This window comes from Microlunatus speluncae (genome assembly GCF_009299835.1).
Taxonomy (GTDB): domain Bacteria; phylum Actinomycetota; class Actinomycetes; order Propionibacteriales; family Propionibacteriaceae; genus Microlunatus; species Microlunatus speluncae.
Genome location: NZ_VKCZ01000020.1, coordinates 573079 through 589237 on the forward strand (window position 1 = coordinate 573079; position 16159 = coordinate 589237).

Sequence of the window (16159 nt, forward strand, 5' to 3'; positions counted from 1 at the left end):
AGATCATCGGTGGATCCGGGCTGTCTCAGGGAACGAAGAGGATCAGGGGTTCGCCTTGACCGAGCGGGTGACCAGGTAGTCCCGATCCTGGGTGATCACCTCGGTCGGCCCGACGGATCGGCGGAGGGCGGAGCGGTAGGGCAGGTGAGTGTTGTAGACCAGCCACAGTTCGCCGCCGGGGCGGAGCACCCGGCCGGCGTCGGTGATCATGGTCAGCGCGGTCGAGCTGTCCTTGGCCGTGCCGCGATGGAACGGCGGATTGCAGACGATCAGGTCCACCGACTCGTCGGCCACCTCGACCAGCCCGTCGCCGCGCCGGACGTCGATCCGGTCGGCGGCGCCGTTGGCCGCGGCGGTGGCGACGGCCGACCGGACGGCGGCCCGGGAATGGTCGATCGCCGTGATCTTGGTCGCGGCGTCGAGCCGGGCCAGGGCGACGGCGAGCAGGCCGGTGCCGCAGCCCAGGTCGATCGCCGATTCCGCCGCCGGAAACCGGGGCGCCTGGGCGAGCAGCAGCCGGGTCCCGGCGTCGAGGGACGCACCGGCGAAGACCCCGCCGTACGCGACCACCTCGAGCCCGTCGACCGCCGCTCGTCGCGGCTGGGGCTCGGGGCCGGGCCGAGCTCGGGCACCGACCAGGGCTCGGGCCTTGCCCAGCCCGAGCGAGCCGCGGACCTCGCCGAAGTGCCGTTCCAGCACGCCGTTCATCGAGCGGTTCAGGTGCTTCACCCGGCCGCCGGCGATCAGCACCACCTCGGGATCGCTCGCCCGGGCGACGGCGCCGGCCAGCAGTTCGAGCGCGTCCAGGCCCTTCGGCAGCCGGGCCAGTGCGAGCCCGGCTCCGGTCGTGGCGAGACCAAGATCATCCGCGGCCGTCACCCGGAGGCCGGCCCGGTCGGCGGCGGCCCGGCAGGTCTGCTCCTCGTCCAGCGCGTCGCAGTGCAGCCGGAGCTCGGCCTCGGGCCACCGCTCGGCCGCCGCCAGCAGCAGCGACCCGTCCTGATCATCGATCACCACCACGGTTCCCGGATCGATCCCGATCCGGTCCGCCTCGGCCATGATCACCCGTGACACCTGGTCGGCCATGATCAACTCGCCGTCGTCAGATAGGCGTCGATCTCGGCCACCAGCTCGTTCTTCCCGGCCGGGTCCAGGAAGCTGCACCGGACCGCCGTCCGGGCCAGCTCGGCGACCCCGTCCCGGTCCAGCCCGAGCAGGTCGGCCGCGATCTCGTACTCGCGATTCAAGGTGGTGTTGAACATCGGTGGGTCATCGGTGTTGATCGTGACCACCAGCCCGCGCTCGACCATCCGGGTCACCGGGTGTTCGCCGATCGCGGCGATCACTCCGGTCGCGACGTTGGACGTCGGGGAGACCTCGACCGGGATGGCCTGCTCGGCCAGATGATCAAGGAGCCGCTCGTCCTGGACACAGGAGGTGCCGTGGCCGATCCGTTCCGCCCCGAGCGAGTTCAGCGCGTCCCAGATCGTCTCCGGACCGGTGGTCTCGCCGGCGTGCGGCACGCTGTGCAGCCCGGCGGCGATGGCCCGGTCGAAGTAGGGCTTGAACTGCGGCCGTGGCACGCCGATCTCCGGGCCGCCGAGCCCGAACCCGACCAGCGCCTCCGGGCCATGATCAAGAGCGATCGCCAGCGTCCCCTCGGCCGCAGGGATCCCCGACTCGCCGGGGATGTCGAAGATCCAGCGCAGCCGGATCCCATGATCACGTTCCGCCGAGATCCGGGCGTCCTCGATCGCGGCGACAAACTCCTGCTCCGGGATCCCGCGGATGATCGACGTGTACGGGGTCACGGTCAGCTCGGCGTAGCGGACGTTCTGCGCGGCCAGGTCGGCGGCCACCTCATACGTCAGCATCCGTACGTCCTCGGCGTCGCGGATCAGATCGACCACGGACAGATAGACGTCGATGAAGTGGGCGAAGTCGGAGAAGGTGAAATACGCCGCGAGCTCGGCCGGATCGATCGGGACGACCCCCGGATAGCGGGCCGCGAGCTCGGCGACGATCCGCGGCGACGCCGAGCCGACGTGGTGGACGTGCAACTCGGCCTTGGGCAGGCCGGCAATGAAGCCAGAGAGATCGGACACGGGCACCAGTGTGCTGCGCCGCCGCCGGGCGCGCCGGCCCGGGCCTGTCCCGAATCGAGGGATGGGCCCGGGCCACGGCCGGCCGAGGCAGGTAAGGTCGACCTAACCAAATGTTGGGGGAGGACCGTTGAATCAGCAGCAGACCCGGCGCAAGCGGGTGGCCCGGACCGCCGTGGTGAGCCGTACCGAACAGCTCGCGCCGTCGATGGTGCGGGTGATCTTCACCGGCGAGGAGTTGCGCCAGCTGCCCGAGCTCGAGTTCACCGACCACTACGTCAAGCTCCTGTTCCCGCCGGCCGGCGCCGACTACCGGTGGCCGTTCGACCCGGACGAGTTGCGGGAGACCGAGCCGGCCGAGTTGTGGCCGGTGACGAGGACGTACACGATCCGGTCCTACGATCCGGACAGCAACGAACTGGCGATCGACTTCGTCGTGCACGGCGACGAAGGTCTGGCCGGACCCTGGGCCGCGGCCGCGCAGCCGGGCGACCAGCTGGGGTTCTACGGCCCGGGCGGTGCCTACGCGCCGGATCCGGAGGTGGACGCCCATCTGCTGGTCGGCGACGAGGCCGCGATCCCGGCGATCGCGGCGGCGCTGGAGCGGCTGGCCCCGGATGCCCGCGCGGCGGTCTACCTCGAGGTCGCCAACGCGACCGAGGAACTGCCGCTGCGTGAGACCGAGCAGATCACCGTCACCTGGGTGCATCGCGACGCCGAAGGTTCCGACTACGGCGTCGCTCTGGCCCGGACGGTCCGCGCGGCCGGGCTGCCGGCGGGCCGGGTGCAGGCATTCGTGCACGGCAATGCCTACCTGGTCCGCGATCTGCGCCGTTATCTCTTCGTCGAGCAGGGGATCGAGCGTTCCCTGGCGTCGATCTCGGGTTACTGGCGGACCGAATACACCGAGGATCGGTGGCAGTCGACCAAGGGCCAGTTCGTCCAGGAAATGGAGGCCGCGGAGCAGGCCGCGCTGGTCAGCTGAGCGGTCTCTTGCTCCCCGTTTCGCCCCCGGACCACCGGGAGCGGCTTTTCATCCCCTGGTAACGCGTGGACAATAGGCACGATCATGCCCGGTCGGAGCACTGGTGGGGACTCCGCTGGTTACGGGCGGCGATCGGGGGATCCGGTGCGGCGCGTCGTGTTTCAGGCGCCTGCCTGCCGGTGAACGGCAAACGATGGGAGAGCACGTGTCCAACACAGCTGGGTCCGTTCGTGCGACGTACGGGGGAGTCGAGGATCACCACTCCTCCTCGTTCGGCGACCAGGACAGCGGCCAGGTGAGCCGATGGCGGGCGGCGTACACGCCCGGCGACTGGGTCATCCTGTCCGGCCCGACCTCGCTGGTGGTGCTGGAGCCGTCGTCGATCCGGCACGGATCGCTGATCAACACGCTGTGGGCCGAGGTGATGAGCTCCTCGTCCCTGGCGGATGTTGCGGAACGCCTGGCCGGCTACCGGATCGACGACATGGCGAGCTTCGCCGCGTTCTTCTGGTCACCGGACGGGATGCGATCGCTGGTGCGCGGCGGCATCTCGGTGATGAATCTGGGCAACGGCAAGATCGTGGCCGACGGCTCCGGCGTGCAGACCTGGCGTGAGGTCGGGCTGGAGGACGTCGAGCAGGTCCGGATCGAGCTGGCCCACGACGGCGACCAGACCCTGCTCGAGCTGCCGCTGGTGGTCGGGGTGGTGACGGCGTCCTCGATCACTCTCGACGCCGGCGCCGACGCCCAGGTGATCTCGCCGCAGGCGGCACCGACCCAGGGCGCCGAGGATCTCGGCCGGCAGCCGGATCTGGAGTCGGAGAACGCCGACACCGAGGTGATGGCGGCCGAGTCCGCGCAACAGAACTACGGCTACGTCGACAACGGCCAGGAGTACGGCTTCGACGACCAGTACGCCGACGCCCAGGACTGGCAGCAGGACGAGCCGGACCTCGAGCCGACCCGCCGGGTCAACGACCAGTACCGCGAGGAGGAGCCGTACCTCTCCGCCGCCGAGGCGGCCGGGGTCTACGCGGAGGAGCCGCGGGGCCGGCGGGTCGCGTCGGCCCCGGATGCGGACCTGATGGCGGGCGAATCGCTGATCATGGCCGTGCTCTGCGTGCAGCAGCACAGCAACCCGCCGGAGAGCATCAGTTGCCGGGTCTGCGGCGACCGGGTGCCGCACCAGAATCCGCGGCTGGTCACCCGCCCGGCCCTGGCCACCCTGCGCGGCGACAACGGGGCCGAGGCCGACCTCGACGTGCCGGTGGTGATCGGCCGGGCCCCGAGCGCGGATCGCAGCACGGTGGAGAATCCGCGGTTCCTGACCGTGCTCAGCCCGGGCCACGACATCAGCCGGACCCACGCGCAGGTCGAGCCCGACGGCTGGGAGATCGTCGTCACCGACCTGCATTCGACCAACGGGACCGCGGTCGTGCTCGGCGGACCGGAGATCGTCCGGCGGCGGCTGGCTCCCGGCGAATCGATGGTGGTTCCGCTGGGAAGCGTTCTTGAGCTGGGGGATGGCGTGAGCGTTGCTATCGATTCGCCCTCCTAGGCCATAGGTTGTCGTTACAACCAATAGGTTGTGGTTTGACCACCAGTCAGTCGGGATAGGAGCCGCAGATGGGATCGCCGCAGCCAGTGCCGGCGCCGGGTTCGGGCCTGCCACCGGGCGTCGAGTCGGGTGACATCGGCAAGCGGGTCGTCGCCTATCTGATCGAGTGGGCGGCTCCGGCCGTGATCGTCTGGGCGCTGTCGCTGATCGGTGCGCTGGCGCAGAACGTGATGGTGTCGCTGATCATCAGCCTCGTGTCGTTCGTCGCGGTGATCGGCTGGGTCGTCTTCGTCTGGTGGAGCTACGTCACCAAGGCCGCCGGTCCGGGCAAGCAGCTGATGGGCCTGCAGGTCGTCGGGTTCTCCGACGGGCGCCCGCTCCCCTGGGGTCGGGTGATCCTGCGCTGGCTGATCACCGGGGTGATCGCCGGCACCGGGGTCGGCGCCATCGTGTTGATCATCCTCGCGGTGCAGAACCCGCGCCGGCAGTCGCTGGCCGACCAGGCCGTCGACTCCGTGGTGATCAAGGAACGGCAGTTGGCGCCCAAGCAGGTGCCGGGTCAGCAGCAGGGGTCGGTGCAGCCGAGCCAGCAGTCTCCGGCCGCGCCCTACCAGGCCGGCCCGGCCGGCCCGACCGATCGCGGGTTGTTCCCGCCGCAGGAGCACAGTCAGCAGACCCCGGTGCGCTACGGCCAGTCCGACCGCTACGGCCGGGAGCAGCAGGGGGCCGCGGCGGGCGGCTACGGCGATCAGTCGCAGCAGAGCCCGTACCCGCGGCAGGATCAGTTCGGCGGCCAGGACGAGGGTCGCTACGGTCAGGATCAGTACCAGCAGGGACGGTCCGACTCCGGCCGGAGTCAACCGCGCCAGGGCCAGTACGGGCAAGATCAGTACGGCCAGGATCAATACGGCCAGGACCAGCACGGGCAGGATCAGTACGCGCAGAACCTGTACCGGCCGGACGAGCAGCAGGACGCGTACGGGAGCGCCCGGCAGACCCCGAGCCAGTATCCGCAGGATCAGTACGGGCAGCAGCCGGGAGCGGGCCAGTACGGCCAGGACCAGTATCAGCAGGGCCAGTACGGTCAGGATCAGCACGGTCAGGATCAGCACGGTCAGGATCAGTACGGCCAGGATCGGTACCAGCAAGATCAATATCAGCAAGATCAGTACCAACAAGATCAATATCAGCAGGACCAGTACCAGCAAGATCAATACCAGCAGGATCAGTACGGTCAGGACCAGTATCAGCAGGATCAGTACGGCCAGGACCGTTACGGGCAGGATCAGCGTGGCTACGGCCAGGGCGGGCCGGCCGGCTCCGGCGTGACGCCGGTCGCGGCACCCATCCCGGGCGCCACCCAGTTCCCGGCCGCGCCACCGCCACCGGTCTCCGGGGGCAGTGCCGCCGACCACCACGATCCGCGGCCGCTGGACCAGGGCTGGCGGGCGTCGCTCGACGACGGGCGGGAGATCGAGGTCAGCCGGCTTGTGCTGATCGGTCGCAACCCGCAGGCCCGGCCGGGCGAGGAGGATGCCCAGCTGATCAAGATCTCCGACGAGACCCGGACGGTGTCCAAGACGCACCTGGCGCTGGGGGTCGACGCGGGCGGCATGTATGTGATGGACCGGGGCTCGACCAACGGCTCCACCGCCACCGATCTCGACGGCCAGAGCCGGCCCTGCGCGCCCGGCGACGTGGTCCAGGTCGACGCCGGCACCATCGTCTCGTTCGGTGATCACTGGCTCGAGGTCCAGCGGCCCTGACGTCGATCCGTCGAGCCGGTTCGCGGCCCTGGCGCCGCGAGCCGGTCGTTCGTCGATAGGGTCCTGGCTATGTTGCTGTCGGATCGCGACCTCAAGGCCGAGATCGAGTCGGGCCGGATCGGGCTGGACCCGTACGACGTGGGTCTGGTGCAGCCGTCCAGCATCGACGTGCGCCTCGACCGTCACTTCCGCGTGTTCGAGAACCACCGCTATCCGCACATCGACCCGGCCGAGGAGCAGCCCGAGCTGACCCGGCCGGTTGAGGTCTCCGGCGAGGATCCGTTCATCCTGCATCCGGGCGAGTTCGCCCTCGGCTCGATCTTCGAGCTGGTCACGCTGCCCGACGACGTCGCCGCCCGGGTGGAGGGCAAGTCGTCACTGGGCCGGCTCGGCCTGCTCACCCACGCCACCGCCGGCTTCATCGACCCCGGCTTCTCCGGCCACGTCACGCTGGAGCTGTCCAACGTCGCGACTCTGCCGATCAAGCTCTGGCCCGGCATGAAGATCGGCCAGCTCTGCTTCTTCCGGCTCAGCTCGCCGGCCGAGCACTCGTACGGCTCGGAGCGCTACGGCTCGCACTACCAGGGCCAGCGCGGCCCCACCCCCAGCCGCTCCCACCTCAACTTCCACCGCACCCCCATCTAAACCCCCCGAGTTGTCAGACTCTCACCACGCCAGGGCGTGGTGAGAGTCTGACAACTCGGGGTTTGGTGGGTCAGTCGCGGGCTCGGGAGATGTCGATCTCACCCGAGGCGGTACGACAGCGGAGGGTGACGTACGGCTGACCCTCGGTGGGCTGCTGGCTGGGGTCGAGGTCGATGCTGATCTCGCCGGTCACCGTGTTCAGGTCCAGCCAGGCCGGCAGTCCCTCGGCGACGCCGACCGCGATCGAGCCCGAGGCGGAGCGCAGGTCGACCGAGCCGGTGGTGGACGGCACGCTGATGTCGCCGGACCCGGTCGAGCCGGTGAGCGCCGCCGACCGGAGGCGCTCCAGTCGGATGTCGCCCGAGCCGGACTTCGCGGACACCGGGCCGGTCGCCTCGCGGATCGAGATGTCGCCGGAGCCGGTGGTCACCTCCGCACCCTCGTGCACCCGACTGACCGCGACGTCGCCCGACCCGGACTTCGCCGACAGGTTGACGGCGGTGCCGACGGCGATGTCGCCCGACCCGCTGGCGAGCCGTCCGGAGCCCAGGTCCGCGTTGATCACGATGTCACCCGACTGGGTGTTGACCGAGATGTCGAGCCCGGCCGGCACCTCGAGGAACAGATCGGAGTTGGAGCCGCGGCCCCAGGACTCGGGGGCGGTGATCACCAGCCGGTCGCGCCGCTGCTCGACCCGGAGGGCGGTCGGATCGTCGGCCTCCCAGTCGTCGATGGTGCATCGGATCTGATCGGAATCGGCTGCGGCGTTGATCAGCACGTCGCCGCGGCCACGCTGCTCGACCGAGACCGAACTCACGCCGCTGAAGGTCTGCTCGAACAGGCTCACTGGACCCACCCCTGGACGTTCTGTCCGCCGGGGCCGGAGCGGCCGGGCCGACCCTCACGGTGCCGGGTCTTGCCCGGGCCGAACGGTCCACCCGGACCGAACACTCCGTGCGGTCCGAAGACGCCGTTCGGGCCCAACGGGCCGTCCGGTCCGAACACGCCCGCGGGCGGCCCGGGCGGGCCCGGCGGGTGCGGCGGCCGGCGACGCTCGTTCAGCGCGTCCATGATCGCCCGCTGCAGCCAGGCGTTGGTCGAGATGCCGTCGGCGTCGGCGAACTCGTCCACCTTGGTCTTGACCGAGGCCGGCAGTCGGAGGCTGATCCGGGCGACCGGCTCGTCCTCGTCGATCACGGGTTCCTCGGGCTCGGCCGGTTCTTCCGCGGTCGGGGTGATCATCACCGGCTCGGCCGGCGCGCTCGGCACCGAGACGGCGAACTCGGGGTCGCCGCCGACGATCCGGACGTCCACCGAGGCCGGGGCGAGGTCGGCGCTGATCGTGCTGGCCGCGTCGGACAGGGCCTGGATCAGGGCCAGGCGGGTGGAGGAGTCGATCGCGGTGCCGAGGCGCTGCGCGACTTGCTGCGTGTTGTCATCGGCCAGTGCCGCGGCGTTCTTGACGCCCTCGCGGACCGAGGCCAGATACGGTGAAAGGTCCATGACGCCACTATGACACCACAGTGACGTCAACTCAAGCCGAGTTGTCAGAACTGAGTTGTGTCATGGCACAACTCAGTTCTGACAAGTGGGTGGAAGGATGAGGCTCATGAGTGATGCCAACGAGTATGACGTCGTGGTGATCGGGGCCGGGCCGCCCGGGGAAAACGTGGCCGGCCGGGTGGTGGAGGGCGGGCTGTCCGCGGCGATCGTCGAGGCGGAACTGGTCGGCGGCGAGTGCTCGTACTGGGCCTGCATGCCGAGCAAGGCGCTGCTCCGCGGCACCGAGGTGCTGACCGAGGCCCGGGCCGTCGCCGGCGCGGCCGCGGCGGTGACCGGTGAGCAGGACGTCGCCGCGACGCTGGCCCGGCGGGACTCCTTCACCTCGCACTGGAAGGACGACGGTCAGGTCAGCTGGCTGGACGGCGCCGGGATCGCCCTGCATCGGGGTCGGGGTCGGCTGTCGGGTCCGCGGCAGGTCACGGTCGAGGGCCCGGACGGTGCCAGCACGATCCTGACCGCGCGGCAGGCCGTCGTGGTCGCGACCGGTTCGGTGGCGTCGATCCCGCCGATCGAGGGCCTGGCCGACGTCGAGCCGTGGACCAGCCGCAACGCCACCTCGGCCCAGCAGCCGCCGGCGTCGCTGGCGATCATCGGCGGCGGCGTCGTGGCCTGCGAGATGGCGACCGCCTGGAACGCGCTCGGCACGACGGTGATCATGCTGGTCCGGGGGGAGCGACTGCTGGACCGGCTCGAACCGGAGGCGGGCGAGGCCGTCGCCGCCGCGCTGCGGGAGAGCGGGGTGGAGATCAGGACCGGCGTGCAGGTCGACGCCGCGCGTCGCGAAGGTCCGGAGGTCCGGCTCAGCGTCGGCGGCGAGACCGTGATCACCGAGCAGGTGCTGGTCGCCGCCGGGCGCACGCCGGCGACCGGTGATCTTGGCCTGGACACGGTCGGGCTGCAGCCCGGCCGCTACCTGACCGTGGACGACACCTGCCGGGTGACCGGGGTCGAGGACGGCTGGCTGTATTCGGTCGGCGACGCCAACGGCCGGAATCTCCTGACCCATATGGGCAAATACCAGGCCCGGATGTGCGGAACGGCGATCGTGCAGCGGGCGGCCGGTAAGCCGGTCGATGATCAACCGTGGGGTACGGCCGTCGCCACCGCTGATCATGATGCGACGCCGAGCGTGGTCTTCACCGTGCCCCAGGTCGGCGCGGTCGGCCGGACCGAGGAGCAGGCGAAGGCCGCCGGGCTCCGGGTGCGGGCGGTCAGCTACGAGATCGGCAACGTCGCCGGCGCCTCGCTGTTCGCCGACGGCTACGCCGGCACGGCCAAGATCATCGTGGACGAAGATCGCCGGGCCCTGGTCGGTGCCACCTTCGTCGGCCCGGGCATCGCCGAACTGCTGCACTCGGCCACGATCGCGATCACCGGCGAGGTCACGATCGACCGCCTCTGGCACGCCGTCCCCTCGTACCCGACGATCAGCGAGGTCTGGCTCCGCCTCCTCGAAACCTACGGCCTCTGACCCCTCCTGAACACCCCGACTTGTCAGAACTAGGGGACGCCAGGGCGGCCCCTAGTTCTGACAACTCGGGGTTGAGGGGGGGTTGGGGTGGGGTGTAGGTCACAGTCGGTTGATGTCACATCGGCGCGTTCCGATCGGTCCTTGAGGGTGTAAGGAACTACGAGAGGGAGTGCACGATGGAAGCACGGCTGAATATTCACGGCAGCGCGGTCGGCGGGAAGGTCCTGAAATACATCACCTCGGCCGGGCGGGCGGCGGAGGACGGGATCGTACCGGCGGCCACGGCCGAGCTGGTGAAGATCCGGGCCAGTCAGATCAACGGCTGCGGGTTCTGCACCGACATGCACACGAAGGACGCCACGGCGGCGGGGGAGACGCAGCAGCGGCTCAATCTGGTCGCCACCTGGCGCGAGGCGACGGTGTTCACCGAGGCCGAGCGCGCGGCGCTGGAACTGGCGGAGGAGGGCACCCGGCTGGCCGACGCGGCCGGTGGGGTCCCGGACGAGGTGTGGCAGCGCGCCGCCAAGCACTTCGACGAGGAGCAACTCGCCGCCCTGGTGGTGCAGATCGCGATCATCAACGCCTACAACCGGGTGAACGTGATGATCCAGCAGCCGGCCGGCTCCTACGTCGTCGGCCAGTTCGGCTGACCCACCCGAAGCCGACTTGTCAGAACTGAGTTGTGTCCTGGCGCAACTCAGTTCTGACAAGTCGGCGGGTGAGGGCGAGGGTGAGGAGGAGGGCCGGTACGGAGAGCGCGGCGCCGACCAGGGTGACGCCGGTGAGGCCGAGCTGGCCCAGGGCGAGGCCGCCGAGTCCCGCCCCCACCACGATCCCGACATTGAAGCCGGACACGGCGAGCGACAGGGCAAGATCACCGCCGGGCCCGGCCGCCCGAAACAGGGCCACCTGGACCATCGGGACGAACGACCACGCGGCCAGCTGCCACAGCGGCACCAAGATCATCGCCGCCACGGCGGTCGAACCCGGCACGATCAAGATCAACGTCACCGTACTCACGGCGGCGGTCACCACCAGCGCCAGCCGGAGCCGGAGATCGGCGAGCCGGCCGCCGAGAGCGGTGCCGGCCACGGCCGCGGCGCCGGACAGCACCAGCAACCCGTTCAAGGCTGCCCCGTTCAGCCCGGCCCGATCCTGCAGCAGCGGCATCAGATAGGTGAACACCGCGAACGAAGCCGCCCAGAAGATCATGATCAGGGCGAGCGCCATGATCACCTCGCGGCCGGCCAGCGCGGCCAGCCGCCGGCGCAGCGAGGGTCCCTGCTCGACCACCGGCGCCCGGATCGCGAGAGCGATTAGGAGCAGCGCGATCACGGCCGCCCCGGCCAGGCCGCCCAGCACGACTCGCCAACCGATCCCGTGGCTGAGCACGCTGCTCAACGGCACCCCGATCGCCGAGGCGGTGCTGACCCCGGCGCCGACGGTGGCGATCGCCCGGGCCTGCCGCTCCGGCCGGGCCAGCCGCGCGGCTGTCGCCACCGCCGAGGCCAGATAGAGCCCCATGGTCGCGCCGCTGATCACCCGCGACGCGAGCAGGATCGGGAAGCTGGGGGCGACGCCGGCCAGCAGCTGGCCCGCCGCGTAACCGATCAGCGCGCCGATCAGGATCCGTCGCTGGTCGAACCGGCCGAGCAGGGCGGCCAGCAGCGGAGCGCCGACGGCCAGCGCCAGCGCGTTGACGGTGACCAACTGTCCGGCGAGGGCGACCGAGACGCCGAGGTCGGTCGCGATCTGTGGCAACAGGCCGACCGGCATCAGCTCCGTACTGGCCACCACGAACGCGCCCACGAAGAGAGCCACCGCCGGACTCCGCCGCCACAGCCGGGCGGTCCGGTCGTCGGGCGGTGCGGTCAGAGTCGAGGTCACGAGAACTCTTCTCCAGGTCCGTAACTGGTCATCTATTTATACTGGTTACGGACCCGGCTATTGTCAATAGCTGGTTATGATGGAAGCATGAGCGACAGTTGGCCGGGCCACCGGGATCCGTCGACCGCCCCGGGCTCGCTGCGCCTGATCGAGGACCTGATCAACAGCCGCAGCCTGGTCTACGGCGCGGACGACCTGACCGGTCCGGATGAGCTAGCTCGCTGGCTGTCCGAGCGCGAACTGCTGACCACCGCTGCCCAGGTCCGGCCGGCGGATCTGCGCCGCGCCGTGATCATCCGCGAGGGGCTGCGGGCGACGATCGCGCGGCGACTGGGCGGGCCGGACGCGGTCACCGACCCCGAGCCGATCGCCGCGCTCGACCGGCTGGCCGGCGACCTTCCGTTGACCGTCGCGCTGGATCCGGCGACCGGGCCACGGCTACGGCCGCGCGCCACGCAGCCGGTCGACGCGGGCCTGGCCCGGTTGCTCGGCGTCGTCGCCGAGGCCGCGCTCGACGGCAGTTGGCAGCGGCTCAAGGTCTGCCACAACCCGGCCTGCCGCTGGGCCTACTACGACCACTCCCGCAACAAGTCCCGCACCTGGTGCTCGATGGAGACCTGCGGCAACCAGGCCAAGGCCCGCGCCTTCCGCCGCCGCCACTGACCCAACACCCCGAGTTGTCAGACGCACACCACGCTCTGGCGTGGTCAGAGTCTGACAACTCGGGGTGTTGGATCAGGGGCGCTTGACGGATTCGAGGAGGAGTTGGGCCACGTCGAGGACCTCGATCGACTCCGGGGCCGATTGATCGGCCTGCTTGGCGGCGAGGCCGTCGGTCAGCATCACTCGGCAGAACGGGCAACCGGTGGCGATCGCGCCTCTGCCGCCGTGATCAACGCCGTTGGTTGCGGCCAGGGTGGCGACGGCCTCGTCGGTGCGGTTGGCGTTGATCCGGGTGCCGATGGTCTCCTCCATCCACATCCGGGCGCCGCCGGCGCCGCAGCAGAAGGAGCGCTGTTTGTTGCGCGGCATCTCGGCCACGGTCGATCCGGGGATGGCGTCGAGCAGTTCCCGCGGCGCCTCGTAGATCTCGTTGTGCCGGCCCAGATAACACGGATCGTGGTACGTGATCGTCCGGCCGGCGACGGAGCCCTCCGGCGGCGCGACCGGAGTCAGCTTGCCCTCGCGGACCAGCCGGTTGAGCAGCTGGGTGTGATGCACCACCTCGAGCTCGCGTACCGGACCGTCGGGGGCGACCTGCGGATACTCGTTCTTCAACGTGTTCAGGCAGTGCGCGCAGGTGGTGATCACCTTGCTCGCCTTCGCCTCGGTCAGCGTCGCCGCGTTCTCCAGTGCCAGCTGCTGGAATACGAACTCGTTGCCCGCCCGCCGCGCTGGATCCCCGGTGCAGGTCTCGCCGTTGCCGAGCACCGCGTACGACACGCCGGCCAGCTGCAGCAGCTCGGCGACCGCGCGGGTGGTCTTGATCGCCCGGTCCTCGTACGCGCCGGCGCAGCCGACCCAGAACAGGTACTCGACGCCGGTCAGGTCCTCGACGTCGTTGCCGACGACCGGCACCTCGAAGTCGAGGTCCTTGGCCCAGTCCATCCGCTTCCGCGGGCTCTGGTTCCACGGATTTCCCTTGCTCTCCAGGCCCTTGAACAGCCCGTTCAGCTCGGCCGGGAACTCCTCCTCCATCATCACCTGGTAGCGCCGCAGATCCATGATGTGATCGACGTGCTCGATGTCGACCGGGCACTGCTGCACGCAGGCGCCGCAGCTGGTGCAGGACCAGAGCACGTCCGGATCGACGATCCCGGCCAGCCCGTCGGTGACCTGGATCGGCCCGACCAGCGGCCGCGCGGCCTCGTTGCGCAGCTCGGCCGGCAGCGTCTCCCGGGCGGCCTCGGCGGCTTGCAGATAAGGCGCCTTGGCGTACGCGTGCTCGCGCAGGCCCATGATCAACAGCTTCGGCGACAGCGGCTTCTCGGTGTGCCAGGCCGGGCACTGCGACTGGCAGCGGCCGCACTCGGTGCAGCTGGTGAAGTCGAGCAGTCCCTTCCAGGTGAAGTCCTCGATCTTGCTCACCCCGAGCGGGGCGTCCTCGTCCAGCTCCTCCAACTGCTCGAAGTCCAGCGGCTTGCCGTCGACCATGATCGGCTGCAGCGCTCCCAGCGCCGGCTTGCCGGAGGACTCCCGCTTGAACCAGATGTTGGGCCAGGCGGTGAACCGGTGCCAGGCCACGCCCATCGTCGTGTTCAGCCCGATGGTGATCATCCAAGCCATCGAGATGATGATCTTCAATGCCGCGATCACCACGATCGCGGTCTCCAGGGCACTCGCCGACAAGTCGGCCGGCAACAGCCAGAAGGTCAGCGGGAAGTGGACCACCGACGTCTCGGCGCCGAGCAGCCGATACTCCAACCCCCGCAGGGCGATGACGCACAGGCCGATGGCGAGGATGGTCAGCTCGACGTAGACGGCCTGCCAGGTGCGGGAGCCGAAGAAGCGGGACTGCCGACCGCGGTTGCGCAGCGCGAACCGGATGATCATCAGGAACAGGATGCTGACGACCATCACCCAGGCGATGAGCTCGCTGACCCATTCGTAGACCACCCAGTGGCCGATCAGCGGCAGGGCGAAGCGTTGATCGAACAGCTGCCCGTACGCGGTGATCAGCGTGAAGAAGAGCGCGCCGAACCCGACGAAGACAAACCAGTGCGCGATCCCGATCTTGGTCCACTGCAGCATCCGGGTGTGCCCGAGCGACTCGGCGAGCAGGTGCTTCCACCGCTCCGCCGGCGCCGTAGAGCGTAGTCCGGCGACCGGTCGGCCGAGCCTGACCACCCCGACGATCGCCGCGATCGCCCGACCGAAGACGGTGACGCCGACGACCGAGACCGCCAGCGCCAGCACGATGGCCATGATCTTCACTCGGCACTCCTCGGGGGCCTGATCCGGTGATCCGCGGCGCACCCGAACTGCGGCCCCTGGGCCCGCCGATAGAGCACACCTTACTGGTCAGTAACCCCGGCGCCCGGACGCCGGTGGCGTTCCGGGCTGCAACCGGGCAACGCTAGAGTCCGAGTCGCCGTTCGCTCATCGATCGGCGACCTGACTGGGAAGGATGCGCGTGCCGATGGGAAAGCCCAATCCGCTGCTGGTGATCCTGACCGCGATCTGGCGGCTCGGCATCGCGATCTGCGCCTTCAGCGGCTGGTGGTTGTACGGCCACGATCCGGCCGAGCTGCCGTTCCTGACCCAGAGCGGCAACCTGCTGGTGTCGATCGTCTACCTCGGCCTGGCCGTCTACTACCCGGTGGCCAGCCTGGCCACCGGCAAGGAGCCGGGATCGGGCAAGCTCCGCGGCGCGATGACGCTGCTGATGATCGTGGTCGGCTGCACCTATGTGGGCGTGATGGGCGGCGACATCGGGGAGCCGAAAGATCTGCTCACCCACGTCGTGACGCCGTGGCTGGTCTTCCTCGACTGGTGCTTCGTCGGCCGCAGCCAGAACCGGACCCGCTGGTGGCACCCGTTCCTCTGGATCATCGTCCCGGGCGTGTGGCTGATCGGCTATTCGATCACCGGCGGCTACCGCTGGGTGCGCGGCAGCTCCCCGCTCTACGGTTTCGCCGATCCGCGGGACGGCGACTACGGCGCGATCCTGATCGGGCTGGTGTTCGCGACGATCGCCGGCGGCTATCTGCTGTACGGCATCGGCAAGCTCAAGGGCGTGCTGTCCCGGGCGGTCCGCGGCGAATCGGCCCCGACCCGCGGGCCGCAACCCGGCCCGCGGCCCTACCCGGGCCAGCAACCGCCGCCGGGCCGGCCGCCCTACGGGCAGCAGCCGCCGCACCAGCAGCCGCCGTTCCACCCGCAGGCGCCGCAGTACCAACCGCAGTCGCAGTATCAACCGCATTCGCAGTACCCGGCCCAGCCGCAGCCGTACCCGCCGCAGCAGTATCCGCCCCAGCCTCAGCCGCAGTTCCCGCCGCAACCGGCGCCCCCGCCGTACCCGCCGCAACAGTCGCCCCATCCCCAGCAGCCGCCGAACCAGCCGGCGCCGTACCCCCAGCAGGGCCACCCGACGCAGCCACCGCCCCCGCCGCAGCGGTGGTGAAGCCCGGCCCGATCTGGGGCGCCGCTACGGCCGGGTAACAAAGTTCCAGGTTGGCCGTG

General features: G+C 70.0%; 14 protein-coding genes. 8 read left to right on the forward strand and 6 right to left on the reverse strand.

Going from position 1 to position 16159, the window contains the following annotated elements:
- Positions 1-42: 42 nt before the first annotated feature.
- The gene (locus FNH24_RS28160) at positions 43-1086 is read right to left on the reverse strand and encodes a class I SAM-dependent methyltransferase (RefSeq protein ID WP_152365538.1); all 1044 of its coding nucleotides are present in this window, start codon (positions 1084-1086) and stop codon (positions 43-45) included.
- Positions 1087-1088: 2 nt separating this feature from the next.
- Positions 1089-2105, reverse strand: a complete 1017-nt coding sequence (locus tag FNH24_RS28165; protein WP_152365539.1) for an adenosine deaminase — start codon at positions 2103-2105, stop codon at positions 1089-1091.
- A 127-nt stretch (positions 2106-2232) separates the two neighbouring features.
- Here FNH24_RS28165 and FNH24_RS28170 point away from each other — a divergent pair, with 127 nt between their 5' ends.
- From FNH24_RS28170 to dcd, 4 genes are all read left to right on the forward strand, one after another.
- Complete coding sequence (locus tag FNH24_RS28170) at positions 2233-3087, forward strand: siderophore-interacting protein (RefSeq protein WP_152365540.1); 855 nt, start codon at positions 2233-2235, stop codon at positions 3085-3087.
- A gap of 205 nt (positions 3088-3292) precedes the next feature.
- Entirely contained in the window at positions 3293-4645 is a 1353-nt protein-coding gene (locus tag FNH24_RS28175; protein ID WP_152365541.1) for an FHA domain-containing protein, read from the forward strand.
- A 68-nt stretch (positions 4646-4713) separates the two neighbouring features.
- Positions 4714-6411 (forward strand): RDD family protein, encoded by a 1698-nt coding sequence (locus FNH24_RS28180; RefSeq protein ID WP_152365542.1) that lies wholly within the window; start codon positions 4714-4716, stop codon positions 6409-6411.
- Positions 6412-6480: 69 nt separating this feature from the next.
- Positions 6481-7056 carry a dCTP deaminase gene (gene dcd, locus FNH24_RS28185; RefSeq protein WP_152365543.1) on the forward strand — a complete coding sequence of 192 codons (576 nt, stop codon included), beginning with the start codon at positions 6481-6483 and terminating at the stop codon, positions 7054-7056.
- A gap of 70 nt (positions 7057-7126) precedes the next feature.
- On the opposite strand, the gene FNH24_RS28190 is transcribed toward dcd, so the two are convergent.
- Together FNH24_RS28190 and FNH24_RS28195 are read right to left on the reverse strand one after the other, a co-directional pair.
- Positions 7127-7912, reverse strand: a complete 786-nt coding sequence (locus FNH24_RS28190) for a DUF4097 family beta strand repeat-containing protein (protein WP_152365544.1) — start codon at positions 7910-7912, stop codon at positions 7127-7129.
- Positions 7900-8559, reverse strand: a complete 660-nt coding sequence (locus tag FNH24_RS28195; protein WP_152365545.1) for a hypothetical protein — start codon at positions 8557-8559, stop codon at positions 7900-7902. Before FNH24_RS28195 ends, FNH24_RS28190 begins: the two co-directional genes overlap by 13 nt.
- Before the next feature lie 106 nt (positions 8560-8665).
- On the opposite strand from FNH24_RS28195, the gene FNH24_RS28200 reads away from it, so the two are divergent.
- Both FNH24_RS28200 and FNH24_RS28205 read left to right on the forward strand, forming a co-directional pair.
- Positions 8666-10090 (forward strand): dihydrolipoyl dehydrogenase family protein, encoded by a 1425-nt coding sequence (locus FNH24_RS28200; RefSeq protein WP_152365546.1) that lies wholly within the window; start codon positions 8666-8668, stop codon positions 10088-10090.
- 176 nt (positions 10091-10266) lie between these two features.
- A complete protein-coding gene (locus tag FNH24_RS28205; protein WP_152365547.1) occupies positions 10267-10740 on the forward strand; it encodes a carboxymuconolactone decarboxylase family protein in 474 nt (157 codons plus the stop codon).
- A 19-nt stretch (positions 10741-10759) separates the two neighbouring features.
- Here FNH24_RS28205 and FNH24_RS28210 read toward each other — a convergent pair whose 3' ends face one another.
- On the reverse strand, positions 10760-11977 hold the full coding sequence (locus FNH24_RS28210) for an MFS transporter (protein ID WP_152365548.1): 1218 nt from the start codon (positions 11975-11977) through the stop codon (positions 10760-10762).
- An 87-nt stretch (positions 11978-12064) separates the two neighbouring features.
- Here FNH24_RS28210 and FNH24_RS28215 point away from each other — a divergent pair, with 87 nt between their 5' ends.
- Positions 12065-12640, forward strand: a complete 576-nt coding sequence (locus FNH24_RS28215; RefSeq protein ID WP_152365549.1) for a CGNR zinc finger domain-containing protein — start codon at positions 12065-12067, stop codon at positions 12638-12640.
- Between the two features lie 72 nt (positions 12641-12712).
- Here FNH24_RS28215 and FNH24_RS28220 read toward each other — a convergent pair whose 3' ends face one another.
- Positions 12713-14902 (reverse strand): (Fe-S)-binding protein, encoded by a 2190-nt coding sequence (locus FNH24_RS28220; RefSeq protein WP_170304543.1) that lies wholly within the window; start codon positions 14900-14902, stop codon positions 12713-12715.
- A gap of 214 nt (positions 14903-15116) precedes the next feature.
- On the opposite strand from FNH24_RS28220, the gene FNH24_RS28225 reads away from it, so the two are divergent.
- Positions 15117-16100, forward strand: a complete 984-nt coding sequence (locus FNH24_RS28225) for a hypothetical protein (protein ID WP_152365551.1) — start codon at positions 15117-15119, stop codon at positions 16098-16100.
- The last annotated feature ends 59 nt before the right edge of the window (positions 16101-16159 follow it).

What these genes read in the sequence shown, in the direction of transcription:
- FNH24_RS28220 (WP_170304543.1), bottom strand. Translation starts at nt 14,902, where the DNA reads ATGGCCATCGTGCTGGCGCTGGCGGTCTCGGTCGTCGGCGTCACCGTC.
- FNH24_RS28205 (WP_152365547.1), top strand. Translation starts at nt 10,267, where the DNA reads ATGGAAGCACGGCTGAATATTCACGGCAGCGCGGTCGGCGGGAAGGTC.
- FNH24_RS28180 (WP_152365542.1), top strand. Translation starts at nt 4,714, where the DNA reads ATGGGATCGCCGCAGCCAGTGCCGGCGCCGGGTTCGGGCCTGCCACCG.
- FNH24_RS28225 (WP_152365551.1), top strand. Translation starts at nt 15,117, where the DNA reads ATGGGAAAGCCCAATCCGCTGCTGGTGATCCTGACCGCGATCTGGCGG.
- FNH24_RS28215 (WP_152365549.1), top strand. Translation starts at nt 12,065, where the DNA reads ATGAGCGACAGTTGGCCGGGCCACCGGGATCCGTCGACCGCCCCGGGC.
- FNH24_RS28160 (WP_152365538.1), bottom strand. Translation starts at nt 1,086, where the DNA reads ATGGCCGACCAGGTGTCACGGGTGATCATGGCCGAGGCGGACCGGATC.
- FNH24_RS28200 (WP_152365546.1), top strand. Translation starts at nt 8,666, where the DNA reads ATGAGTGATGCCAACGAGTATGACGTCGTGGTGATCGGGGCCGGGCCG.
- FNH24_RS28195 (WP_152365545.1), bottom strand. Translation starts at nt 8,559, where the DNA reads ATGGACCTTTCACCGTATCTGGCCTCGGTCCGCGAGGGCGTCAAGAAC.
- dcd (WP_152365543.1), top strand. Translation starts at nt 6,481, where the DNA reads ATGTTGCTGTCGGATCGCGACCTCAAGGCCGAGATCGAGTCGGGCCGG.